This window comes from Micrococcaceae bacterium Sec5.1 (assembly GCA_039636795.1).
Taxonomy (GTDB): Bacteria; Actinomycetota; Actinomycetes; order Actinomycetales; family Micrococcaceae; genus Arthrobacter.
The window spans coordinates 4,400,098-4,423,146 of sequence record CP143430.1 but is presented as its reverse complement, the minus strand read 5'-3'; the positions used below and the strand labels follow the sequence as shown (position 1 = coordinate 4,423,146).

19 protein-coding genes are annotated in these 23,049 nt (G+C 61.3%); 13 read left to right on the top strand and 6 right to left on the bottom strand.

Going from position 1 to position 23,049, the window contains the following annotated elements; genetic code table 11:
- The first annotated feature begins 185 nt into the window (after positions 1-185).
- Genes paaA through VUN82_20120 form a run of 6 tightly spaced genes read left to right on the top strand, consistent with a single transcriptional unit; the run spans position 186 to position 5,056 of the window.
- On the top strand, positions 186-1,181 hold the full coding sequence (gene paaA / locus VUN82_20145) for a 1,2-phenylacetyl-CoA epoxidase subunit PaaA (protein ID XAS71374.1): 996 nt from the start codon (positions 186-188) through the stop codon (positions 1,179-1,181).
- Positions 1,181-1,558, top strand: a complete 378-nt coding sequence (gene paaB, locus VUN82_20140; protein ID XAS71373.1) for a 1,2-phenylacetyl-CoA epoxidase subunit PaaB — start codon at positions 1,181-1,183, stop codon at positions 1,556-1,558. Before paaA ends, paaB begins: the two co-directional genes overlap by 1 nt.
- Positions 1,558-2,475, top strand: a complete 918-nt coding sequence (paaC, locus tag VUN82_20135; GenBank protein XAS71372.1) for a 1,2-phenylacetyl-CoA epoxidase subunit PaaC — start codon at positions 1,558-1,560, stop codon at positions 2,473-2,475. The genes paaB and paaC overlap by 1 nt, the downstream gene beginning before the upstream one ends.
- Before the next feature lie 5 nt (positions 2,476-2,480).
- Complete coding sequence (paaD, locus tag VUN82_20130; protein ID XAS71371.1) at positions 2,481-3,053, top strand: 1,2-phenylacetyl-CoA epoxidase subunit PaaD; 573 nt, start codon at positions 2,481-2,483, stop codon at positions 3,051-3,053.
- 8 nt (positions 3,054-3,061) lie between these two features.
- Positions 3,062-4,267 (top strand): 1,2-phenylacetyl-CoA epoxidase subunit PaaE, encoded by a 1,206-nt coding sequence (gene paaE, locus VUN82_20125; GenBank protein ID XAS71370.1) that lies wholly within the window; start codon positions 3,062-3,064, stop codon positions 4,265-4,267.
- Between the two features lie 9 nt (positions 4,268-4,276).
- Positions 4,277-5,056 (top strand): enoyl-CoA hydratase-related protein, encoded by a 780-nt coding sequence (locus tag VUN82_20120; GenBank protein XAS71369.1) that lies wholly within the window; start codon positions 4,277-4,279, stop codon positions 5,054-5,056.
- 13 nt (positions 5,057-5,069) lie between these two features.
- On the opposite strand, the gene VUN82_20115 is transcribed toward VUN82_20120, so the two are convergent.
- From VUN82_20115 to VUN82_20090, 6 genes are read right to left on the bottom strand one after another with little or no spacing between them, the layout of a single operon-like run.
- Entirely contained in the window at positions 5,070-7,421 is a 2,352-nt protein-coding gene (locus tag VUN82_20115) for a pyruvate dehydrogenase (protein ID XAS71368.1), read from the bottom strand.
- 42 nt (positions 7,422-7,463) lie between these two features.
- Positions 7,464-8,744, bottom strand: a complete 1,281-nt coding sequence (locus VUN82_20110; protein ID XAS71367.1) for an amidohydrolase family protein — start codon at positions 8,742-8,744, stop codon at positions 7,464-7,466.
- Position 8,745: 1 nt separating this feature from the next.
- The gene (locus VUN82_20105) at positions 8,746-9,840 is read right to left on the bottom strand and encodes a GntG family PLP-dependent aldolase (GenBank protein ID XAS71366.1); all 1,095 of its coding nucleotides are present in this window, start codon (positions 9,838-9,840) and stop codon (positions 8,746-8,748) included.
- A complete protein-coding gene (locus tag VUN82_20100) occupies positions 9,837-10,940 on the bottom strand; it encodes an ABC transporter ATP-binding protein (protein ID XAS71365.1) in 1,104 nt (367 codons plus the stop codon). The genes VUN82_20105 and VUN82_20100 overlap by 4 nt, the downstream gene beginning before the upstream one ends.
- Positions 10,933-12,687 carry an iron ABC transporter permease gene (locus VUN82_20095; protein ID XAS71364.1) on the bottom strand — a complete coding sequence of 585 codons (1,755 nt, stop codon included), beginning with the start codon at positions 12,685-12,687 and terminating at the stop codon, positions 10,933-10,935. Before VUN82_20095 ends, VUN82_20100 begins: the two co-directional genes overlap by 8 nt.
- Positions 12,684-13,790: an ABC transporter substrate-binding protein gene (locus tag VUN82_20090; protein ID XAS71363.1), complete on the bottom strand. Its 1,107-nt coding sequence runs from the start codon at positions 13,788-13,790 to the stop codon at positions 12,684-12,686. The genes VUN82_20095 and VUN82_20090 overlap by 4 nt, the downstream gene beginning before the upstream one ends.
- A gap of 378 nt (positions 13,791-14,168) precedes the next feature.
- Here VUN82_20090 and VUN82_20085 point away from each other — a divergent pair, with 378 nt between their 5' ends.
- The 7 genes from VUN82_20085 (at position 14,169) to VUN82_20055 (ending at position 22,893) form a co-directional block, all read left to right on the top strand.
- Positions 14,169-15,359 carry a helix-turn-helix domain-containing protein gene (locus VUN82_20085; GenBank protein ID XAS71362.1) on the top strand — a complete coding sequence of 397 codons (1,191 nt, stop codon included), beginning with the start codon at positions 14,169-14,171 and terminating at the stop codon, positions 15,357-15,359.
- A 159-nt stretch (positions 15,360-15,518) separates the two neighbouring features.
- Positions 15,519-16,874, top strand: coding sequence for an MFS transporter (locus tag VUN82_20080; protein XAS71361.1), 1,356 nt, complete (start codon positions 15,519-15,521; stop codon positions 16,872-16,874).
- A gap of 99 nt (positions 16,875-16,973) precedes the next feature.
- Positions 16,974-17,828, top strand: a complete 855-nt coding sequence (locus tag VUN82_20075; protein XAS71360.1) for a TauD/TfdA family dioxygenase — start codon at positions 16,974-16,976, stop codon at positions 17,826-17,828.
- 223 nt (positions 17,829-18,051) lie between these two features.
- Complete coding sequence (locus VUN82_20070) at positions 18,052-18,840, top strand: FAD binding domain-containing protein (protein XAS71359.1); 789 nt, start codon at positions 18,052-18,054, stop codon at positions 18,838-18,840.
- 6 nt (positions 18,841-18,846) lie between these two features.
- Entirely contained in the window at positions 18,847-19,380 is a 534-nt protein-coding gene (locus VUN82_20065; protein XAS71358.1) for a (2Fe-2S)-binding protein, read from the top strand.
- Positions 19,377-21,716: a xanthine dehydrogenase family protein molybdopterin-binding subunit gene (locus tag VUN82_20060; GenBank protein ID XAS71357.1), complete on the top strand. Its 2,340-nt coding sequence runs from the start codon at positions 19,377-19,379 to the stop codon at positions 21,714-21,716. Before VUN82_20065 ends, VUN82_20060 begins: the two co-directional genes overlap by 4 nt.
- On the top strand, positions 21,709-22,893 hold the full coding sequence (locus VUN82_20055; GenBank protein ID XAS71356.1) for an XdhC/CoxI family protein: 1,185 nt from the start codon (positions 21,709-21,711) through the stop codon (positions 22,891-22,893). The genes VUN82_20060 and VUN82_20055 overlap by 8 nt, the downstream gene beginning before the upstream one ends.
- The last annotated feature ends 156 nt before the right edge of the window (positions 22,894-23,049 follow it).

Below are 23,049 nucleotides of genomic sequence, written 5' to 3'. Positions count from 1 at the left end.
CTTGCGGGGGCTTTGGACGGCTCAGGTCCCATCCCAAGTTAACACGGGCAGCAAAGACCACCTTGTCACAACGCCCAGCTGCACCCATGCCGCTCAACGGGTCTTCAACGAGAACCGAACGCTTGACTGAAAACGCCCGCTCCGCATATTCTGAACGAACGGTCGGTAATTTATTAGGAGCAACCATGGCATCGCAGAATCTGCAATCAGTGCCCGCTGAGCTGTCCCCGGAAGAGCAGGAGCGGGAGGCAGCCGGGAAGGCGTACTTTGATCGCATCATCTCGGAAGACTCGCGCATCGAACCGCGCGACTGGATGCCGGAGGCTTACCGCAAGACTTTGCTGCGTCAGATCTCGCAGCACGCGCACTCGGAAATCATCGGCATGCAGCCGGAAGCCAACTGGATCACCCGCGCTCCAAGCCTGAAGCGCAAGTCCATCCTCATGGCCAAGGTCCAGGACGAGGCAGGCCACGGCCTGTACCTCTACTCGGCAGCTGAGACCCTGGGGCAGACCCGGGACAAGATGATGGAAGACCTCATTGCCGGCAAAGCCCGGTACTCGTCGATCTTCAACTACCCGGCGATTTCCTGGGCGGACATGGGAGCCATCGGTTGGCTTGTGGATGGCGCCGCCATTTGCAACCAGGTGCCCCTGTGCCGCGCCTCCTACGGTCCTTACGGCCGCGCAATGGTGCGCATCTGCAAGGAAGAGTCCTTCCACCAGCGCCAGGGTTTCGAGATCCTGCTGGAACTGTCCAACGGCACGCCTGAGCAGAAGCAGATGGCCCAGGAAGCAGTGAACCGCTGGTACGCGCCGTCGCTGATGATGTTTGGCCCGCCGGATGATGACTCACCCAACTCCAAGCAGTCCATGGCCTGGAACATCAAGCGGTTCAGCAACGATGAACTGCGCAGCCGGTTCGTCGGCATGATGGTGGAGCAGGTCAAGGTCCTCGGCCTGACCCTGCCTGACAAGGACATCCGTTTCAACGAAGAAACCAAGAAGTGGGAGCACGGACCCCTGGACTGGAACGAGTTCAAGGAAGTCCTGGCCGGCCGCGGCCCCTGCAACTCGCAGCGCATCGAGCGCCGCCGCGAGGCACACGAAAACGGTGCCTGGGTTCGCGAAGCCGCCGTTGCCTACGCCCGCAAGCAAGCAGAGAAAGTGAACGCAGCATAATGGCTCCCCACGGTAACCCGGAAGAACCGGCAAGCTCGGCCAGCGAGATCAAGCGCGAGGCGCCCAAGGTCGCAGCCGCTACTGAACAGCACCACGAGACCCCGTGGTCCCTCTGGGAAGTCTTCGTGCGCTCCAGCCGTGGGCTGTCCCACGTGCACGCCGGGTCTTTGCACGCTCCTGATGCCGCCATGGCCCTCAGGAATGCCCGCGATCTTTACACCCGCCGCAACGAAGGCGTCTCCATCTGGGTTGTCCCGGCCGAGGCAATCACCTCCAGCGATCCCGATTCCAAGGGTGCCTTCTTCGAATCGCCGCAAGGCAAGGACTACCGCCACGCAACGTATTACACCAAGAGCGAAGGCGTGAAGCACCTGTGATGACTGATAAAGACACTGACTTCGCTATTGAAGGCCACGGCGATATCTCCGTGGGCGTCCACGGAGCGGGAGCTTCCGGCGACGGTTCAGCCAGCGCCACCCGCATCACGCCGGGCAACGCCCTCCGTCCGGAGGACATCGCCCTTGAAGTACGGCGTGGACAGGTCAAGCCGAGCGAGGACGTTGCCGAGTTTGCCCTGAGGATCGGCGACGACGGACTGATCCTCGCCCAGCGCCTGGGCCACTGGATTTCCCGTGCTCCTGAGCTCGAGGAAGACATCGCACTCGGCAACATTGCGCTGGACCAGTTGGGCCACGCGCGCTCGTTCCTGACCTACGCCGGTGCCGCGTGGGACAAGTCCGAGGACGATTTGGCGTACTTCCGCCGTGAGCACGAGTTCCGTTCTGCACACCTTTTCGAACAGCCCAACGGGGACTTCGCGGTGACCATCGCCCGCCAGTTCATCGTCAGCTACTACCAGTACGAGCTCTACACACGGCTCATGGAGTCCACTGATCCCACCCTCGCGGCCATCTCCGCCAAAGCCGTGAAGGAAGTGGATTACCACCGCGACCACAGCGCCCAGTGGGTGCTGCGCCTGGCTGGCGGAACGGACGAATCCCGCGCCCGCATCATCCAGGGCTTCAAGCTCGTATGGCCCTATGTGGACGAACTCTTCGAGGACGATGAGCTCACTACACGCCTGGCCGAGGCTGGCGTGACTGTTCAGCCCTCTAGCCTGCGAGCTGAATTCGATCGGCTCACCGGCGAGATCATGGCCGAAGCCGAACTGGACATCCCCGCCGTCCCGCAAGCACTCGGTGGCGGCCGTCGCGGCAAGCACTCCGAGTTCCTGGGTTACATCCTCGCTGAGATGCAGGTCCTGGCCCGCGAACACCCCGGCGCGAGCTGGTGACCACCATGACGAGCCTGTCAGGGACGCAGATGCGGACACAAGAGCAGCGGGCCTGGGACATCGCGGCCACGGTCTGCGATCCGGAGATCCCGGTCCTCACCATCGAGGACCTCGGCATTCTCCGCGGCGTACACGTCGTCGAGGCGACTGATGCGAAGCAGCCCACGGACAAAGCGGACGACGGCGGCACCTCACGTACCGCCGTCGAGGTCACCATCACGCCCACGTACTCGGGCTGCCCGGCGATGGACGCGATTGCTGACGATGTGCGGAAGGCCTTCGAAAAGGAGGGCTACGCGAGTGTGCACGTCAACCTGGTGCTCTCCCCGGCCTGGACCACGGACTGGATGACCGAGTCCGGCAAGGCCAAGCTGCAGGAGTACGGGATCGCCCCTCCAAGTGGCCATTCAAAAGCCGGTGGCCACTCCGGTCCCGTTCGTTTGAATCTGGCTGTGAAATGCCCGCAGTGTTCGTCGTTGAACACCAAGGAGCTGACCCGCTTTGGTTCCACGTCCTGCAAGGCGTTGTTCGTCTGCCAGGACTGCAAGGAACCGTTCGACTACTTCAAAGTCCTCTAAGGAATTCCATGACCACCGAAACCCAGACGGCCAGCCGCCGTCGTGCGTCTTTCCATTCCCTGACCGTCTCGGAAGTCCGGCGCCTTACGGACGACGCAATCGAGGTGACGTTCGCTGTTCCTGCCGAGTTGGCCGGTCAGTATGACTACCTTCCTGGCCAGTACGTCGCGCTGCGCACCTCGCTGCCGGACGAGAATGGTGAGCCGCACGAGGTCCGCCGGAGCTACTCGATCTGTGCAGAGCCGCGCAGTTTCTCCGATGGCAGCAGCGAGATCCGGGTGGCCATCAAGAAGGACCTTGGCGGCACTTTCTCCACGTGGGCCAACGCCGAGCTGAAAGCCGGCGACGTCTTGGACGTGATGAGCCCACAGGGTGCGTTCATTTCGCGGCACGGCAAGGACGGCTCGGCGGTCCAGCACAACGTCATGAACTCCATGAACCACCCCGAGGAGTTGGCGGGGGAGCCCGGGAACTTCGTTGCGATCGCTGCAGGCTCGGGCATCACGCCCGTGATCGCGATTGCCCGGACACTGCTGGCCGCCAACCCTGAGACCACTTTTGACCTGATCTACGCCAACAAAGCCGCCATGGACGTCATGTTCCTGGAGGAACTGGCGGACCTGAAGGACAAGTACCCTTCGCGCCTGGCGCTGCACCACGTGTTGTCCCGCGAGCAGCGGATCGCGCCGCTGATGACCGGCCGCATCGATTCCGAGAAGCTGCAGGCGTTGCTGAGCAGTGCCATCCATTCCGAGGATGTGGACGAGTGGTTCCTGTGTGGGCCGTTCGAGCTGGTCCAACTGTGCCGCGACACCCTCGCTGGCCGTGGTGTGAAGCCTGAGCACGTTCGTTTCGAGCTGTTCACCACTGGTCGTCCTGACCGCCCTGAGGGCAATGCCGGCCGTCCCGTTGTGGAGGACGAGTCGAAGGAAACCTACAAGATCACGTTCAAGCTGGACGGTTTGACCGGCGAGGTCGCAAGTCCCACGCACGCCCGCGAGTCCATCCTCAACGCTGCCCTTCGTGTCCGCCCCGATGTTCCGTTCGCGTGTGCGGGCGGGGTCTGCGGCACCTGCCGCGCCAAGCTGGTGACGGGTACGGTGTCCATGGATGAGAACTACGCCCTCGAGCAGGACGAGCTGGACAAGGGCTACGTCCTCACCTGCCAGTCCCACCCCACCAGCGAAGAAGTTACTGTCGACTTCGACGTCTAAGGAGTCCCCATGATCGAGCTCTCCATTGCCAACGGCATTGCCGAAATTGTCCTCAATGCCCCCGAAAAGCTGAACTCGCTCAACGAGGACGCGCTTGCCGAACTGGATAAGGCGTACGACGACGCTGCTGCCGCCGCCTCGCGCGGTGAGGTGCGGGCGCTCCTGCTTCGCGGAGAGGGGCGAGCCTTCTGCGCCGGCCGCGACATTGCCGGCGTTACCCCCGAAACCGATGACGCGCAGGCGTATCTCGGTGGGCTGGTGGAGCCGCTCCTGAAGAAGATGGCCGCATTCCCGGCACCCACTTTTGCTGCTGCGCACGGTGCCTGCCTGGGTGTCGGTCTCGGACTGCTGTTGGCCACGGACGTGGTGTACGTGGGGGAGAATGCCAAATTTGGTTCACCTTTCGCCAAGCTGGGCGCCACCCTGGATTCCGGCGGGCACTGGTACTTCACTGAGCGTCTGGGCATGCATCGCACACTGGATCTGATCTACACAGCCGATCTGATCTCTGGCTCCGAGGCCGTTGAACGGGGAATGTTCAGCCGTGCGATGCCCGATGATGCGTTGCTTGCCATGACGCGAGCGATCGTCGAACGGGTGGCTACCGGAGCCACTGAGGCTTTCAAGGCCTCCAAGGAACTCGTGGCCCACATCCGCGATCAGCGACTTGGCCTCTGGGCATCCATGGCCGAGGAAAACACTGAGCAGGCCCGCCTCTGCAAGACCGAGGATTACGCCGAGGGTTTCCGGGCTTTCCAGGAGAAGCGGGCGCCGGTTTTCAAGGGGTGATCCCGAGTCCCTGTCATTGGACCAAATCCAGGACAGCGCGGACGATGCTGTCGGTGTCGATCCCGTGGTAGCGGTAGACGTCCTCGAGGCCGCCCGCCTGACCGAAGGTGTCTACGCCGAGGTTGCGGCTTGTCACTTGATGCACGCCAGCGAGGAACGCGAGTGTGTGGGGGTGGCCGTCGAGCACGGTGACCATGGGGACGGCGCGCCCTGACGGCAGGATTTGGTCCAGGATCCAGGACGGTGCGTCCGGGTTCTGCCCATTGCGGCCTTGCAGGGCGTCGTAGAGCAGGCCGGGGCTCGTGACGCATATGACGTCCACGGGGGTGCCTTGGGCGGCGAGTCGCTCGGAGGCTGCAAGTGCCTCCGGGACCATGGCGCCCATGGCGACGATCGTCGCGCACGGTGTCGCCGCCGCGCGGAGCATGTAGCCACCCGCGACCACTTGGCGACGGCGACGCTCACGCGCGGCTGGATCTTCTGGGACGGCCGCCAGTTGTTGGTCGATGGGTTTTGTGGAGAGCCGCAGGTAGGCGGATTTGCCGCCCGGTCTCCCGAGTTGGGACATGGAGGCGAGCAGCGTCCACTCGACGTCGATGGCGAAGGCTGGTTCGTAGCTGGTGCAGCCGGGCTGTTCCAGGCCGATGGACGGCGTCTTGATGGACTGGTGCGCACCGCCTTCGGGAGCAAGCGTGACGCCCGACGGCGTACCTACCAGGATCGACTGGCCGCCGGCGTAGATGCCGTAGGACCATGGTTCCAAGGCTCGCTCGACGAAAGGGTCATAGAGCACGCCGATCGGGAACAGCGGCTGGCCCCAGCGACTCCATGTTGCGCCGAGCTCGCCGAGGAGACTGACAAGGTTGACCTCCGCGATGCCAAGTTCGATGTGCTGCCCCGTGGGCTTTTCACGCCAGTGCATGACGGTCTCGGTGTCGTCGCTGAACCAGTCAGGGCGCTCTTCCACTGACCATACGCCCACCTTGTTCAGCCAGCCGGCGAGGTTGGTGCTGGAACTTACGTCCGGGCTGACCGTCACCAGTCGGCGGGCGACGGCGGGCGCCGCACGGGTGACGTCCAGCAGGGTGCGGCCCAGGGCTGCCTGTGTGGTGGCTGTTCCCGAGGGCGTCCTGCCGAAATCTGCCGGTACTGCGGGCGGGGCAAGCGCGGGTTCAACCGTGCGCCGCAGGGTTTCCGCTGTGGTTCGTACCAGCTGCCCCTCGGGGCTCACGGGATCGAACCGCGTCCATGGTGAGTCTGGGTCTTCGCCCATTGTGTCTGCCAGTTGGCGGTATTGATCGACGGTAAGCAGCGAGGAGTGGTTTTGCGGATGGCCCTCGGTGGGCAGTCCGTTGCCCTTGACGGTGTAAGCAATGATGACCGTGGGACGCGTGTCATCGATCCGGGAGTAGGCCTCGCGCAACGCGGCGAGGTCGTGCCCGCCCAGGTTCCTGATGGCCTGGGTCAGCGTCTGGTCCTCGACGCCGGCAATAAGTTCCGCGATGGCCGCACCGCCTGCGCCCTCACCAGGGAGCCTGCGGCGCAGCTCTTCGGCGGAGCAGCGCAGCAGCCGTTGGTATTCGGGGTTGGACATCTCAACAATGCGCTTCCGGAGCGCGTCGCCTCCTGTCCTGGCCATGAGGCTCTCCAGGAGATGCCCGAAGCGCACGGTGATGACCTGCCAGCCAGCGGCCTCGAAGAGTCGCTCGATCTTGCCCGCGGCAATGTTTGGCACCACCCGGTCAAGGGACTGCCTGTTCAGGTCCACGATCCAAACGATCTCACCAAGATCCGCGACGTTCGAGTCCAGCACGGCCTCCCAGATGGCGCCCTCGTCCAATTCAGCGTCGCCGACGAGCGAGTACTGGCGCCCACGGTTCGGCGTACCGCTCACGGTCTCGATGTATCGCCGCGAAATGGCACCCCAGATTGGCGCGGTGGCCCCGATGCCGACGGAGCCCGTGGAATAGTCAACGGGATCCGGGTCCTTTGCGCGGCTGGGGTAGCTCTGCAGCCCACCGAACTCGCGCAGCGTTGTGAGGTACTTTTCATCCAAGCTACCCAGCAGATAGTTGATGCTGTGGAGCACCGGCGAGGCGTGGGGCTTCACCGAGACGCGGTCTTCGGCGCGAAGCTGCCCGAACCAGAGCGAGGTCATGATTGTCGCAATGGAGGCACTCGAGGCCTGATGCCCGCCTACCTTGATGCCCGACGGGTTGGGCCGCACCTTGTTTGCGTGGTGGATCATGGATGTCGCAAGCCACAGAACGCGGCGTTCGATCGCAGCAAGTGCGTCCAGTTGGGGGTCTTCGAAGGTCGAGGCGGTCTTCGCCTCCAGGTCATCGCTGACTGGGGTCAGGTTCATTGCATGCCTTAGGGAGAGTGTTGGTTGGTCAGAGTTGGTTGGCTACTGTGTGATCAGTAGTCCGCGCTTGAGGACTCCAAGCGGCGTTGCGAGAGTGCTGATGTCCTGCATGGGGTCGGCCGCCGTGACGATGAGGTCGGCCCACAGGCCGGGCCGGATGCGACCCGCTTGCGCCTCCAACCCGAGCATGTCGGCGGCTTCACACGTTGCAGACTGCAGTGCATGCTGTGCTGCCAGTCCGGCGTCGACATAGCGTTCCAACTCGCGGGCAATGAGATCAAAGGTGACGTGCGCAGGGCCTGCGTCCGTCCCTGCCACGATCGACACGCCGGAGTGGAGGAACTCGGTCACGTTTGTGAACCGCGATTCCAATCGCGCCACTACATTTCGATCCTGCGGGTTGGACAGGACTTGGTGACCCTCCCGCAATTGCCGGGAGACGATGTCCGCTACGACGACGGTCGGCACAATGTGGATCCCGGCATCGGCCGCCCTCCGCAACAGCTCGCGATCGGGCGCACACTGCTCATCCGGCCCCAGCATGGAGGCGTGTTCCAACGAGTGCACGCCCGCCTCTATACACGCGGCCATCGAGGAACTGGCATGGGCATGGGCTGCAGTCCTCATGCCGTACGAGCCGGCGATGACCACTGCTTCACGGAGCAGCGTGGGGTCGAATTCAAAGACGCTCGGACTGGTTCCGGGAGTAAAGCCGCCGCCGCTGGCCATGACCTTGATCCACGTGGCGCCGGCCGCGTGCTGTTCGGCGATGATGGTCTCGATGTCCTCACGGGTTCGTACCTCTCCGCCCATGTCGTGACCGTGCCCGCCCACTCGGCAGATTGGCGCACCGCAATGAACCACCGTGGCGACGTCGGACACCATGCCCAGAGCTGCCCTCATGGGGGCCAGCAGGTGCCGGGGTGTCCCACAGTCCCGCACAGTGGTTGTCCCGGCACGAAGCGCAATCCGCGCATTCGCCACAACCTGCGCAATGATCTCTTCATCGCTGCTGCCCTGATAGGTTCCCCTCGGGTCATCGCCACCATCGAAGGCCAGGTGAACATGGGCATCCATCAGCCCGGGAGCCACAAACCTGCCCTTGAGATCCAGGACGCTGCCCATGCCGGGCTCACTGCCGGCAGGACTAATACGGGAGATCTGCCCTGCCTGGAGCCACACATCGCTCAGGGAACCAGAGGTACCCGACTCGGGATCAACAACACGCGCATTGAGCAGCACGGTGACGTCGTCACCTGTCCGGGCCGCGCGGCTGACGCTGTACGGTACGGGACGGTCCGTCACATCAAAGGTGATGGTCATGTTAGTTGCTCCTTGTGCTTACGTGCATCGAGTAGGTTTCGTCCAGCAACTCCCTGAGCGCGCCAGCGGCGAGGCGTACGTCTTCCATGTCAACGTCGAGATGGGTGACGGCACGAATCGTGGACGGGCCAAAAGCGCCCATCCGGATCCCGCTCTCCTGAAGCAGGCGGTCCACCAGCACCGCAGCCGTGACGGGGAAGTCGACCAGGTCAAAGAGGACAATATTTGTCTGAACTGCCAGTGGGTCGATCGAAATGTGAGGGTGGACGGCAAGCAACTCGGCCAGCAGGCGGGCATTCGCATGATCATCTGCCAGCCTGTCCACGTTATTGCGGAGGGCAAAAGTACCCGCTGCTGCCACAATGCCTGATTGACGCATGGAACCACCCCACCGTTGCTTGAGCCGCCACGCCTCATTGATGAAATCAGCGTCGCCGGCCAGCACCGCTCCCATGGGAGCGCCCAGGCCTTTGCTGAGGTCCAGCCAGACTGAGTCAAACGGGGCACAAAAATCGTGGGCGGATACGCCGGTGGACACCACCGCATTGAGCAGACGGGCGCCATCCATGTGGGTTTTGATCCGATGAGCCCGCGCCACCTTCGTCACTGATGTGATGCCCTCCAGAGACCAGCACGTGCCACCTCCGAGGTTGGATGGCTGTTCAATGGAGAGCACCGCATTGCGGGCCGATGACCTTCCCTCCGGGCGGAGCGCCGCTTCAAGCTGGGCAACAGAGAAGACGCCACGGTCTGCTTTGATCGGCCTGTACAGGGCCCCGGCCAAGGCGGGCGCCCCGGTTTCCTCATGGCGCAGCGAATGGGCGCTGTCATCAACAAGAATCGCATCGCCGGGCCGGCAGTGCAGTGCATAGGCGATCTGGTTGCACATCGTTCCTGATGGCAGGAAAACCGCTTCCTCCTTGCCCAGAAGCTCCCGCGTCAGGGCAATCAGTTCGTTGGTGGAGGGGTCTTCACCCTTTTGTTCATCCCCAACCTCGGCGTTTGCCATGGCCTGCCGCATGGCCTCCGTTGGCCGGGTAATAGTGTCGCTGAACAGATCGATCCTGATGGGGTAGCTGGACCCGACCGGAATCAATGTTCGGCCTTGGGTGCCGTAGCAGTCCGGGGTTGGAACAACTTGTAGCCGTCCCGTGGAATGCCCACACGTACATGGGAGGAATCCGTGCGCTCGCGGGTTTCGACCACCAGGGCCTGCTCGCCGACGCCCACCGTGTAGCGGAAGTGATGGCCATGATAGGACCTCTCAAGGACAGGTCCGTTGACAGTCATCTCGTAGCCGTCAGAGGACGCATCATCAGGCAACAACGCCAGCGCTTCAGGACGAACGGCAACCACGACGCCGTCGGAAGTAATTGAGGATGGTACGTGGATCGCTTGGTCCAACCCGTCGATCTTGATCGTCAGGATCCCCTTTGAGCGGCCAATGACTGTCCCCTCCAGCAAGTTGCTGGTGCCAACGAAGTCAGCAACGAATAGATCGGCGGGATCGTTGTAGATCTGCTCCGGCGTACCAATTTGGCGCACGGCTCCGGCTGACATGACCGCAATCTTGTCGCTCATTGCCAGGGCTTCGTCTTGATCGTGCGTCACGAAAACCGTGGTGACGCCAATCTTGCGTTGTAACTGAAGCAACCAATCGCGCGTACGTTCGCGCAGTTTGGCATCAAGATTGGAAAACGGCTCGTCCAGGAGCAGCAGTCGCGGAGGGAATGCCAACGCGCGCGCCAGCGCCACTCGTTGCTGCTGGCCACCGGAGAGCTGATGTGGATAGCGGTCTGCCTGATCGGAAAGGTCAACCAGCTCAAGCACTTCGTCCACACGTCGGCGGAGTGCCTCGGACTTGTAGCGTCGGAGCCGCAGCGGATAGCCCACGTTGTCGCGGACCTTCATGTGCGGCCACACGGCATAGGACTGGAAAACAACGCCGCAATCACGGCGTTCCGGCGGCAGGAATGCGGAGGAATCATGGTTGAACAAGGTCTGCTCGCCCACAACGATGCTGCCGCCGTCGGGCTTGAGCAGTCCTGCGATGGACCAGAGCGTTGTGGACTTGCCGCAGCCGCTTGGGCCAAGCAACGTCAGGATCTGCCCGTCGGAAGCGGTCACCGACACGTTGTCCAGGACCGTCAGACGGCCAAACTTCTTGGTGAGATTGGTAATGACCAGATCATGCATGAGGGCGAACTCCAAACAGAATGCGTCCTGCGCCCAGGACAGCTGCGGTGATGACGAGTTGGATGACTCCGAGGGCGGCGACGGTGCCGCCGAGGCCATTTGCTGCAATTTGAAGCATTGCCAGTCCCAAGACCTGGGTTTCGGGGGTCACCAGGAAAACTGCGGCGTCGGCCTCATTGAGCATTGCTACAAACAACAGGACGAATGAGATGCCCATGGCTGGCCTCAGCAGGCTGAGAATGATGGTGCGCATCGCCGTCCACCAGTCCGCCCCGGCCGAGCGTGCGGCGCGATCCAGGTCCGCACCCAGCGCGGCAAGCGATGGATAGAACGCGGCATAGCCCATGGCGAGTGCGCGGACCCCGAAGGCGATTCCGACCGCCCAAAGTGTAGCTCTGAAGGTTCCGGAGCGGTCCAGGATGGCAAACGTCCAGAAGAAGGCCATGCCGGTGATCAAGCCCGGGACGGCCCGGGGATACAGCACGATGTGCTCCAAGGATCCGCGGAACCGAAAGTTGGAACGGTGGGCAACCAAGGCGATGACCGCGATGCAAGCGGTGGCAATGGCGGCGCCAACTGTGGCAATCAACAAGCTGTTGCCGATCGCTCCGGTGTAGAGCGGGTTGGTTAAGATCGCTGAGAAGTTGTCCAGTGTCAGAACGCTGAACGGATTGATCGCCGGCGTCAGAAGGGCGGTGACAGAGGCGAGAACCACCCCGCTGAGCGGCACCAGGGTTGCACAGCCCAGGACAACACCTATGACAGCGGAGAGCAGCCAGCCGAGGGGGCCCAGTTTAACAACGTTCGCCGGTCTGGATGACTTTCCGCCGGTCGTAGTAAAGCGGGCGAGGTCGCCGGCCAGGCGATTGCGCAGCAACAGCAGCAGAGTGACGGCGAGCAACAACATGACGGCGCCAGCGGGCAGAACTCCTCCACCGGCGTCGGCGCTTCCGGTCCACTGCCTGTACAGGTAGGTGGACATCATGTTGATGTTCTTTGAAGTTCCAAGGATGAGGGGGATCCCCAGTGTTTCCAGCGCCAACGCGAAGACCAGCAGTCCGGAGTTCAGCAATGCCGGACGCAGCAGCGGCAGAGTCACCGAGAGCAAGGCGCGGAGGGGACTGGCGCCAGCGCAGCGTGCGGCTTCCTCGAGCGTCGAATCGCCTGAGGACAGCGTTCCCCGGGCAAAGAGGTAGACCACCGGTGAGCCAAGGACCGTACCCATGACCACCATTCCCGCAACACTGTAGAGGTCAAAGGGAACAGTGAACGGCGAGTATTCTTCCAGCAAATGGGTGGCATATCCGTTCTTTGACCACATCGACTGCCACCCAACGATGAGCACCAGCCCAGGCAGGACCAAGGGCAGGACAATCAGGGCTGAATAGATCCTCCGCAACGGGAGGTCCGTGCGGGCTACCAGCAAGGCCACCGTGGTTCCAACCACAACAGAGCCGATGGTGGCGAAGAGTGCGAACTGCAGGCTGTTGGCGACAGCTGACCACCAGAGTGGATCAGTCGCCAGTTTTCGGAAGTTGTCCAGGGTGGCGCTGCCGCCGGACTCATAGAGCGGTGTGGACCAGATTGATGACCAGAGGATCGGCACGATCGGACCGAGGATCAGCAGGACAGCGAGGACCCAGACACCGTAGTGGATGACTTTCTCCGGCAGCCACGCCCTCTTGAGGCTGCCTGTACCGGGCGGCGGTGACGGGGTTTTGGGGTGGGTAAGTGTGGAGCTGCTCATCGCCCGAATGCTTCTTTCCAGCGATTTTTGAAGGCCGGTGCATCGTTCACCAGGGCCTCATCCCACTTGGCAATGTTGATGTTCTCCGCCCCCAATTGCTCTGTGACCTTCGCGAGGTTCACCGGGCAGTCCACCCCGTCCAGGTAGGGTGCGAACCCGCCGGCGCAACCGGCCGTTTGGCCCGCCTTGTCAATCAGGAAATTCACAAACACTTTGGCCGCGTTGGGTGACTTGCCTCCGGTGGTCGCTCCGGCACCGCGGGGCATGAAGGGTGTTCCGTCTGCGAAGAACTTGTAGTTCAGCACCTTCGCGGCAGCGCCTGTGATGAGTGGCCGGGTCGCGCCGGACTGGAAATAGGACATGGTGTACTCGCCCTGCAGGAGTTTGTTGTACATGGGCCCTGCACTGGCTTCGACCTTGGTGTTCTGTCCGAGTTGCTCCAGGATCTTCCATCCGGCCTCTCCCGCCTTGGCTATGTAGGCGTGATTAACCGTGTAGCCAAACTCCGTAGTGCCGTCATACGTGACGATCTTCCCTGTGAGTTTAGGGTCACTGGACATCTTGGCGAGTGCTTCAAGGGAATCAGGTTGTTCGGATTCCGGCAGGAGGGTGGTGTTGATCAGTGCCATGACCGGGTTCAGTTCCATGGCGAAGACCCCGGGGGCGAGTTTCGCGAAGTTGGGCAGTGGTGCGGCGGCGGGTGGTGTGAAGTCCTGGATGTCACCACGCTTCACCAGATCCAGGAAGTTCGCGCCTTGGAGGCTGACGATGACGTCCGCGGTCTTTCCGCCAGTGGCTTTCTCGTTGAGGTAACGCTGGAAGCTTTCCGTTCCACCCAGGCTGATATAGCTGGTCTTGATATCCGGATACTGGTTTTGGAAAGCAGTCAGGACCGGCTTCATGGACGCCTCATTCGCCTCGCCGTAAACCAGCAGCGAGCCTTCCTTGACGGCGGCGTCGAGAATTGCGGGATCCATCGCTGCTGCCGTCGGAATGTCCGTCTTAACGGCGTAGGCATTGGGGGCGTCATTCCCGGTGCTGCAGCCAGTCAGGGCTGCGAAGCTGCAAAGTGCAGCAACAGCGACTATTGCACGTCGTTTCATGTGGGACTCCTTTGTCACGGGACGGTGCATTGGTAGGGACGGTGCATTGGTTAGGGACGGTGCATTGGTTAGGGACGGTGCATTGGTTAGGGACGGTGCTCTGGGTTACGGGAAGTGTTTCTCTGGGCCCAGCGCCGATTTTCTCTGGGTCTAACACACAGTTGGCGTCCCGTAAGTGAATACGCATCGGCCGCCGGGATGCTCCGGCCGGTGCTCGCATTTGCGGGGAACCATCACGTTTCCCGCTAGGGTGAGGCACTGCTATCTCGCGGCAACTGGCCTATCAGTAAGTGAAGGGCAGTGTTTCGCAGGTTGTTCTTAAACTTTGGCACGCCGCGGGCTATTGCGCAATAAGTGAATCTGACTAATCTTAAGAACATGAATAAGTCCTCCACCGCCCCGGAGCGCGGCACCAGGCCGAGGAACCGGCGAGCGCTCATACTTGCTGCGGCGGGTGACCTCTTCGCGCAGAAGGGATACGCGCAAGTCAGCATGACCGACGTGGCTAAAGCCATGGCGGTTCAGCCATCCGCCCTTTACCGACATTTCCCGAGCAAGGGCGAGCTGCTTCGCGAGGCAGTTTTGGCCAGCCTCCAGCCCTTTTTGGATAGCATTACCCAGACTCCCGACGGCGACCTCGAACAGTTGATCACGGCTCTGGGGCGGGCACTTCTGGAGCACCGGGAAAACGGCGTGCTGTGGGAGCGTGAATCCCGCCATCTCCCGCCTGCCATCCGCTTCGATATTGCCAGCGGCATCAAGTTCGCCATCAGCAGCAAACTGCAGTCCGGCAGCGATGCAGTGCCCACTTCCGAGGCCGACCTGAGGGCTTGGGCCATGTTTGCTGTGATGATCAGCGTTTCGTTGAACCCTAACCGGCTCTCGCGGGTGGATGAAGAATTCGAGTTGGCCACGCTCGCCCGCACAGTACTCGTCATGCCCTTGCCTCCGATTGAAGCGTCGGCGAATCACAGGCGCGCTTCGATTGCCATGCCCCGTAGCCGCCGTGAGGCACTGCTGGCTGCCTCAATCCGACAGTTCGCCGCGTTTGGGTTTGAAGCCGTGAGTCTTGACGACATCGGCGCCGAAGTTGGAGTCGCAGGTCCCAGTATTTACCGCCATTTCGACAGCAAGGCGGAAATGCTTGCCGCAGCACTGCATCGTGCCAAAGAAGTGCGGTGGATGGACATGTGGCGCGCTCTCTCTGAAGCCGCTGATGCAGCTGAGGCACTCCAGCGCACCGTTTCGTCGTACATTTCGTTCTCGTTGGGCAGCCCGGAATTCCTGCAATTGGCCGTGTCCGAACGTCCGCACCTTCCCGAGCGGGACTTGCAGAACTTGATGGAGGCGCAGGGCGACTACGTCACCGATCTGGCCTCGCTGGTGGAGGACGTTTACCCGGGAGCGGATCAAGAGGTGGTCAGGACGCGAGTGAAAGCGGCTCTGCACGTGATCAGCAGTGTTGTCCGCACTCCATTCCTTCGGGACATCCGAGGCATCCAGGAAATTCTCGAACACATTGCAAGGGGCCTGATGGCACCCACAACCGCATCGATCCATCAAAAATGAGATCTTGCGCACAAAGCATCTCAGTAATAAGATAATTACTACTGAAGTAATCTGCATCACTTCAAAGCTCATTCTGAGACAGGTGCCTTAGGCAGCCCTGATCACCACGGTCCACGCACAGCGGGGCCGACTGTTCGCAAAATTACCTGGAGGCACAATATGAGTGCAGTGGTCGCACAACCATCGGGCGCGAGTTCTCCGAGGAAGGTCGCCTTCGCGAGCCTCATCGGCACGACTATCGAGTGGTACGACTTCTTTATCTACAGCACCGCGGCGGTGCTCGTTTTCAACCAGCTCTTCTTTCCAGGCTTCGACCCCACAACCGGGACCCTGCTTGCGTTCTCTACTTTCGCGGCCGGCTTCGTCGCCCGTCCTATTGGGGCCATCGTCTTCGGTCACTTCGGTGACAGAGCGGGCCGAAAGCCAATGATGGTCCTTACCATCCTGATCATGGGCATCGCCACCGTAGCGATCGGGCTGTTGCCAACCTATGACGCGATAGGTGTGTTCGCCCCCGTTCTACTGGTGGTGCTGCGGCTGACTCAAGGGTTCGCACTCGGCGGCGAGTGGGGTGGCGCAGTGCTGATGGCTACCGAACATTCCCCCAAGGGTCGGCGGGGCTATTTCGGTAGCTGGCCGCAGGCAGGTGTTGCAGTCGGGCTGATCCTGGCCATGACGTTGTACATACCCCTGGAGTCGATGTCCGAAGACCTGTTCATGGCCTGGGGGTGGCGGGTCCCGTTCCTCCTCAGTGCCGTACTGGTTATCACTGGCCTGGTTATCCGCATGAAGGTCGCGGAGAGCCCGGAGTTTAATCGAGTCAAGGCTGACCACGGCGTTGTTCGTCTACCTGTAGTCGAGGTACTCCGGACACACCCCAAACAAGTGTTCCTTGTGGCTGGCGCCAGCCTTGCACCGGGCATCTTCTTCTACCTGATCACCGTGTACAACTTTGTCTACGCCGGGAAGTCAGGCGAGCTGGATTCGACGTCGATGTTGGTCCTGGTGATCGTAACTTCTGCTATTGGCTTCGTGGTTACGCCGCTCGCCGGTGCCCTCTCAGACAAATTCGGCGGACAGCGGGTGTACCTATGGGGTCTTGCGCTCATCGTCATCGTTGCCTTCCCGTTGTATTTTGCGCTGGACGGGGGCACCTATGGCCTCATCGCCGTGTGCTACTTTGCGGCAACGGTAGCCGTATACATCCCATGGGCTCTGACGCCGGCATACTTCTCCACCGCCTTTGACGCAAAGGTGCGTTATAGCGGACTGTCCTTGGCTACTACGCTCGGCAATCTCTTCGGCAGCGCCATTGCACCTCTTATTGCCGGTGCGTTGTTTGCTGCGACAAATGCGTCTGTCTCAACATCGCTTTACGTCTTCGTCGCCGGAACCGTGTCAATCATTTGCGCTCTTTCGCTTGGACGGGTCATCCAAAACAAGGCATCGCGAGCTCGCAAAGCCAGCGCTGCGACGGGAATTGATGAAGTCGCCACACCCACGTACTCGGAGTGAGTTGACGCAAGCATTCCCCAACAGGAACAGCTCGTCTGGATCAGTCACCGACGACAGAGACGGGCGCAGTATCACACGCCAACAAAGGAAGGAACTACCATGAGCGGCAACGATCAACAGTTCAAGACATTCACGCTGGAACAGGCAACACCCACCATTGGGGCGTATATCCATGGACTGGATCTACGAGAAGAGATCACCCCCGAATGCCGGGAGGAACTACGGGAAGCTTTCCTGGAGTACCAAGTACTGTTTCTCCGCGATCAGCACATTACGCCGGATGATCAGATCAAATTCGCCAAGGTGTTTGGCGACCCCCAGGAAGTAAGTGCGTTTTTCCCCTCGCTCCCCGAATATCCGCACATTGAGGTGCTGGAGTCACGGGGCCGGGCTGCTGGGACCGACGTCTGGCACTCGGACTTGACCTGGCAGGCAACGCCGAATTCGGCTACTTGCCTCCACGCCCAGCAAATCCCCCCGTGCGGCGGCGACACTCTCTGGGCGAGTATGACCGCCGCCTATGACGCCCTGCCGGAGAACGTGAAAAGCGTCATTGACGGTCTGGAGGGAGTGCACGACTGGGAAAAGGAACTGACCGGCGTTGTCCGCCAGGGTCCCGATGGTGAGGCGCGCTACGAGGAGACCCGCCGTAAATATCCACCCATGACCCACCCTGTAGTGCGTAAGCATCCCGAAACCGGCCGCAAGCTCGTCTACGTCAACGCGTTGTTCACCACCCGGCTCACGGGCATTTCCACCCAGCTGGGGGACGCGCTGAGGAACATGCTTACCGATCTCGCCAGAACGCCGGAATACCAGGTTCGTTTCCGTTGGGAGCCGAACTCCCTGGTGATCTGGGACAACCGATCGACCCAACATTACGCGGTGGGGGACTACCACCCGCACTACAGGCTGATGCACCGGGTCACGCTGAAGGGTGATCGCCCGGCGTAAGGGTTGTTGGAGCCTTGCCGGGTGGCCCTTGTGTGTGGGCCGCCCGGCCCAGGTGATATGGAACTCACGTTTTGTCCGGCGAAGGTGCCGCGACAAAAGCCGGGCCAAAGCGAAAGAAGGCTGACCAATGCGAGGCCAGAAACTAGGGGCGGGGCTGATAGCCCAGAGCCAGTCCGCCCTTCCACCATTTATATTGCATCGGCCTACTTCGCTGGGAGAGGCTGTGGCCCTCACCCGGCACCATCCAAAAGCTGTGATTGCGGCGGGTTGTTCAGATCTGGTGGCGCAATTTCGCGAAGGGTTGGAGCCGGAGGTTCTGATTTCCCTGCAGCGAATCAAGGAATTGCGTGAAATATCCAATGAGGCCGGGATTCTGCGCATTGGCTCCTTGGTTAGCCACACTGAAGGCAGCAGAAGCCCGGAAATCCTGTCATCCGTCCCGGCCCTCGCTGCAGCCTGGGGATCAATTGCCACAGTTCGAATCCGCTATCGCGGCACCCTCGGAGGCAATCTCCTTGCCCGTAGATATCGATACGAAATGCCTGTCATTCTGTCGGCACTCGGTGCACAGATGCAGTTTGAAGGTGGAGACATTGCAGTCCTGCCAGTTTCATCGCTCTGGGATAGGGACTCACTCTGGGACCGCACCCTTGGGAACGTAGGCATTCTGACCGCCGTCACCGTCGACACCGCGTCCCTGCTGTGGTTCGGTTACGAGCGGTCGATGCGGCCACTCAGCACCGTGTCCCTCGCGGTGCGAAAGAACACGGCCGGCCTTACGGTCTCGGCCGTCTGTGGCAGTGAATACCGGCAGCCCTTTGTGCTCTCGCATACAGCCGAGGCAACTGACATCGCCGAGCTTGACCCGGCCTTCGTGGGCGAAGTTCTGGCGGCTCAGCTTCCGGATGAGGCGGGCGACTACGCGGGGTCCATCGACTACCGACGACACCTGGTGGGCGTTCTCTGCCGCCGTCTTCTTGCCGAAGCAACCGGTACCCAAAGGAAAGGATAGCCAGCCATGAGCCTTGAATCACCGGAATCAGGCCAGGAAACATTCACCCACAACGTTGAATTTGAGCTGAACGGAAGCCCGGAACGGCATTGTGTCCCCACGAGTGCTACGGTCTTGGATTTGCTGCGCAACAGCTGCGGCAAGCAAGGGGTCCGTGCATCGTGTGAGCGCAGTGTCTGCGGTGCCTGCACTGTTTTGGTTGATGACCTTCCTGTAGCTGCCTGTTCCACGTTTGCCTTCGACATTGAGGGTGCGCGTGTTGAAACGGTTGAGGGCTTGGCTGCCCAAGACGGCACCTTGAGTGCCCAGCAGCAGGCATTCAGCGAATGTGGCGGCTTCCAATGCGGCTTCTGCACCTCCGGCATGCTGATGTTGACCACAGGGCTGCTGCGGCAAAATCCGCAACCGAACAGGGAAGAGATCCGGGACTGGATAAGTTCGAACACCTGCCGGTGCACGGGTTACGAGATGATCCTGGAATCCGTGGAGCGTGCCGCAGAACTGGCTGGGGCCAAGCAGCAGGATCAGGCATCCGAATGACCGGGATCGTGATTCCTTTCACTCCGCACGATTCGCCCATCGTCGGACGCGACCGCCCACGCCTGGACAGCACCGCCAAGGTCACCGGCCGCGCCCTCTACACAGTGGACATCCAGAAGCCCGGGATGCTTCACGCGAAGGTCCTGCGAAGCCCACACGCGCACGCCCGGATTCTCAGCGTGGATGCTTCGGCCGCCCGCTCCCTGGCAGGAGTCACTGCCGTAGTCACCCGCGAGGAAATCCATGGGCTGCATTCCTATGGCACCTACGTCAAAGACCAGCCGATCGTTGCCACGGACGCGGTTCGCTACGTCGGCGACGTCGTTGCTGCTGTGGCTGCCGTGGATGAACGCACCGCTTTTGCCGCCTTGGATTTGATTCGGGTTGAGTACGAACCAATGCCGGCGGTCTTTGATTCAAGAGCAGCAATGGATCCGTCAGCACCTGCCATTTTTCCCGAGCAGCCCTTCGCCGCCTATCCGGAGTACGGCGATGGCGCCTCGGGAGCGGCACACACCGCGCACAACGTCAGCTACGAATTCCGCTACGAAACGGGATCGGAGAGCGTCTGGGCCGATTGCGACCACATCTTCGAGGACACCTTTACCTTCTCCCGGATGAACCACATGCACCTGGAGCCGTTTGCCACCGTTGCCGAGGCCACAGCGAATGAAATCGAAGTGTGGACCTCAACCCAGAGCCCCTTCCCCATGCGTAAGGAACTGGCCAGGGTGTTTGGTCTGCCTGAAAACGACATCCGGGTCAACGTCCCACTTCTGGGAGGCGGCTTTGGCGCCAAGAACGGCCCAAAAACGGAGGCGATCGCCATTCGGCTCTCACAGTTGTCGGCTGGGCGGCCGGTTCGCTATTGCATGAGCACTGAAGAAGTCTTCCTGACGCTGAGCCAGCATGACGCCATCCTCACAGTTAAATCCGGGCTCAAGGCAGACGGCGAGTTCATGGCGCGCCAGTCCCGTGTGCTGCTCAACGGTGGCGCCTATGCGGATGCCAGTCCGTTGGTGGCGGAGAAAGCCGGGTATCGGATGCCCGGAGCCTACCGCTGGAAACGGATAGATTCGGTCTGCCAAGCGGTGATCACCAACACCGTCCCTGCCGGCGCCTACCGTGGCTTCGGAGCAACCCAGGCCACCTGGGCCAGCGAGCGCCAAGTGGATCTGATCGCGGAGCGGCTGGGTTTCGATCCCCTGGAGCTTCGGCTCAAGAACGCCAAGGATTTGGGCGAGGAGTTCGTTCCAGGAGAAACTCCCATCGATTCGGATCTCAAGCATGGGCTGAACCTGGTGGCGGACGCCATCGGTTATCGCGATCGTCGGCGCTCAGGTAACCGTGGCATGGGAGTTGCCATCGGCATCAAAGATGGTGGTGGCGTCAACAAACCTGCCCAAGCCCGGGTCAAGGTGACCACCAACGGTGATGTCTTCCTGAATTGTGGCCTGGTGGAAATGGGCCAAGGGGGTCATTCGGCGCTGTGCCAAATTGTGGCAGAGACACTGGCCTGCGATCCGGGCCGGGTGAAGTATGCCGCAATTGACACTGACAACACCCCCTTCGACCAAGGCACCAATGCAGCTTCGGGCATCGCGGTCATGGGTCATGCAGTTCTTCAGGCTGCTGAGCGAGTGAAGTGTTCCGTGTTGGACATGGCTGCCGAACACCTGATACTGGACCGCCAATCGATCCGTCTGGACAACTGGCACATCGTTGACGCTGAAGGCACCACCTATGAGCTCCCGCCGTTGATTATGGACAGATTTGGCGGAACAGGATTCGAGTTCACTGCGGATGGCTACTTTAAGGTCCGTTCCTCCAGCAGCGCACCCCTGGAAGCGCCCTGCATGTTTTGGGAGATCGGTTGGGCAGCTGCGGAAGTGGAGGTGGATCCGGAAACCGGCCGGGTGGAGCTTTTGCAGCTGGTTGTCAGTGGCGACGCCGGCAAGGTGTTGAACAAGCTGGGCTGCCGCGGCCAGGACGAGGGAGCCGCCGTCTTCGGATTGGCCCAGGCACTCTTCGAGGAACTGCGGTACAAGGACGGCGAGTTGCTCAATGGTGAGGCCCTCCTCTATCGGGTGCCTTTGGCTGAGGACATTCCCCAGCGCTTTTCCTCCATCACCCAGGAACAGGGCCATGGCGCCGGACCTTTTGGGAGCAAGGGGATGGGCGAGGGTGGCATGCTTCCGATTGCTCCAGCAATTGCCCAGGCCATCGCTGACGCCACCGGGGCACAGCTCACGTCGTTACCCATGACGCCTGAACGCGTTTACAACGGCATCCTCCATGCGCGTGCGCGCCAAGGCAAGGCTGACAGCAATGCGTGAGGTGATGGGGGCGCTGGAGGCGTCGTTGCTGACCGAACGACGTGTCGCCTTGGCTACGGTGGTCCGCACGGAAGGATCCGCACCACGGGCAGTCGGAACGTCCATGCTGGTCACCGAAGACGGATTGCCGGTCGGCTCAGTTTCGGGTGGATGCGTAGAGGCAAGTGTGATGGAAGCAGCGGCCGGCGTCCTCGCCAGTGGTGTGCCGGAACTCCACCGTTTTGGCATTTCAGACGACGACGGTTTCGGCATCGGGCTGACCTGCGGCGGCAGCGTAGAGATTTTCATCCAAACCTACGATCCGGCCTCCTGCCCGGATTTTGCATCACTGCAGAGGGCCTTGGATGAGAATCTGCCCTGCGCCATGGTCACCATCTTCGACGGCGCACCTAGCCTGGTGGGTCGCTCCGAACTGGTCCTGCACAATGCGGAAATCGAAGGGCTGTTTGCAGATACCGTCCTTGCTCCCGATGCACTCCGCGCCGCCGGGGATTCGGTCCAGAAGGCCATAGCCTCCGGAATCACGACGTCGGTCACTCTTCCGGCGGGCACGGGTACTGACAAGCCACTGTCCTTGCTGATCGATGTTTACCGTCCGGCCCGCAGGCTGATCATCTTCGGGGCGATCGATTTCTCCGCGTCGTTGGCCCAACTGGGGGCTTTCCTTGGTTTTCACGTCACTGTTTGCGATGCGCGCGCTGTCTTCGCGACGGCCAAGCGAATTCCCTCAGCCCATGAGATCGTGATCGATCAACCAGCGCGCTATCTGCAGAAAGAAATCGCCCTGGGAAGGCTCGCCCCTGATGCCGCTATTTGTGTGTTGACGCACGATGCCAAATTCGATGTTCCAGTCCTCGATGTAGCCCTGAGGCACGGTTTCGCGTACATAGGCGCGATGGGGTCACGTCGAACTGCCGCTGACCGCCGGGAGAGGCTGATGGGTTTGGGCCACACCGACCAGTCGCTGGCACCGCTCCGCTCGCCGATCGGCTTGGACCTTTCCGCTTCCACGCCCGCTGAAACGGCGGTTTCCATCATGGCGGAGATTATCGCTGCCAAGAATCAGACCTCTGGGTTGCCCTTGGCGCACACCAGCGAACCGATCCACAAGGGTGTGTTGGAGCGCGCAGGTTACCAGTTGCGGCCAGCCGGCCGGCCGCCGTCGTTCTGTAATTGAGGCCGGCTCAACATCCCCTGGACTCTGTTCAGGAAAATTAAGTTGGAACCTAAATATCTTGACAGAAAGTATCTTACTACTGATATTCTTTTCCCTATGACGTAGTTCACATGAATTCACGGCGTGGGCATGACAGAGAGATGAACGGAAGCTGAA

Bases quoted from the DNA above. Each gene is read 5' to 3' on its own strand.
- VUN82_20095 (XAS71364.1), bottom strand. From the start codon at position 12,687: ATGAGCAGCTCCACACTTACCCACCCCAAAACCCCGTCACCGCCGCCC.
- VUN82_20060 (XAS71357.1), top strand. From the start codon at position 19,377: ATGACCGGGATCGTGATTCCTTTCACTCCGCACGATTCGCCCATCGTC.
- VUN82_20110 (XAS71367.1), bottom strand. From the start codon at position 8,744: ATGACCATCACCTTTGATGTGACGGACCGTCCCGTACCGTACAGCGTC.
- paaA (XAS71374.1), top strand. From the start codon at position 186: ATGGCATCGCAGAATCTGCAATCAGTGCCCGCTGAGCTGTCCCCGGAA.
- VUN82_20100 (XAS71365.1), bottom strand. From the start codon at position 10,940: ATGCATGATCTGGTCATTACCAATCTCACCAAGAAGTTTGGCCGTCTG.
- VUN82_20090 (XAS71363.1), bottom strand. From the start codon at position 13,790: ATGAAACGACGTGCAATAGTCGCTGTTGCTGCACTTTGCAGCTTCGCA.
- VUN82_20120 (XAS71369.1), top strand. From the start codon at position 4,277: ATGATCGAGCTCTCCATTGCCAACGGCATTGCCGAAATTGTCCTCAAT.
- VUN82_20085 (XAS71362.1), top strand. From the start codon at position 14,169: ATGAATAAGTCCTCCACCGCCCCGGAGCGCGGCACCAGGCCGAGGAAC.
- paaE (XAS71370.1), top strand. From the start codon at position 3,062: ATGACCACCGAAACCCAGACGGCCAGCCGCCGTCGTGCGTCTTTCCAT.
- VUN82_20080 (XAS71361.1), top strand. From the start codon at position 15,519: ATGAGTGCAGTGGTCGCACAACCATCGGGCGCGAGTTCTCCGAGGAAG.
- VUN82_20115 (XAS71368.1), bottom strand. From the start codon at position 7,421: ATGAACCTGACCCCAGTCAGCGATGACCTGGAGGCGAAGACCGCCTCG.
- paaB (XAS71373.1), top strand. From the start codon at position 1,181: ATGGCTCCCCACGGTAACCCGGAAGAACCGGCAAGCTCGGCCAGCGAG.
- VUN82_20055 (XAS71356.1), top strand. From the start codon at position 21,709: ATGCGTGAGGTGATGGGGGCGCTGGAGGCGTCGTTGCTGACCGAACGA.
- VUN82_20065 (XAS71358.1), top strand. From the start codon at position 18,847: ATGAGCCTTGAATCACCGGAATCAGGCCAGGAAACATTCACCCACAAC.
- paaC (XAS71372.1), top strand. From the start codon at position 1,558: ATGACTGATAAAGACACTGACTTCGCTATTGAAGGCCACGGCGATATC.
- VUN82_20075 (XAS71360.1), top strand. From the start codon at position 16,974: ATGAGCGGCAACGATCAACAGTTCAAGACATTCACGCTGGAACAGGCA.
- paaD (XAS71371.1), top strand. From the start codon at position 2,481: ATGACGAGCCTGTCAGGGACGCAGATGCGGACACAAGAGCAGCGGGCC.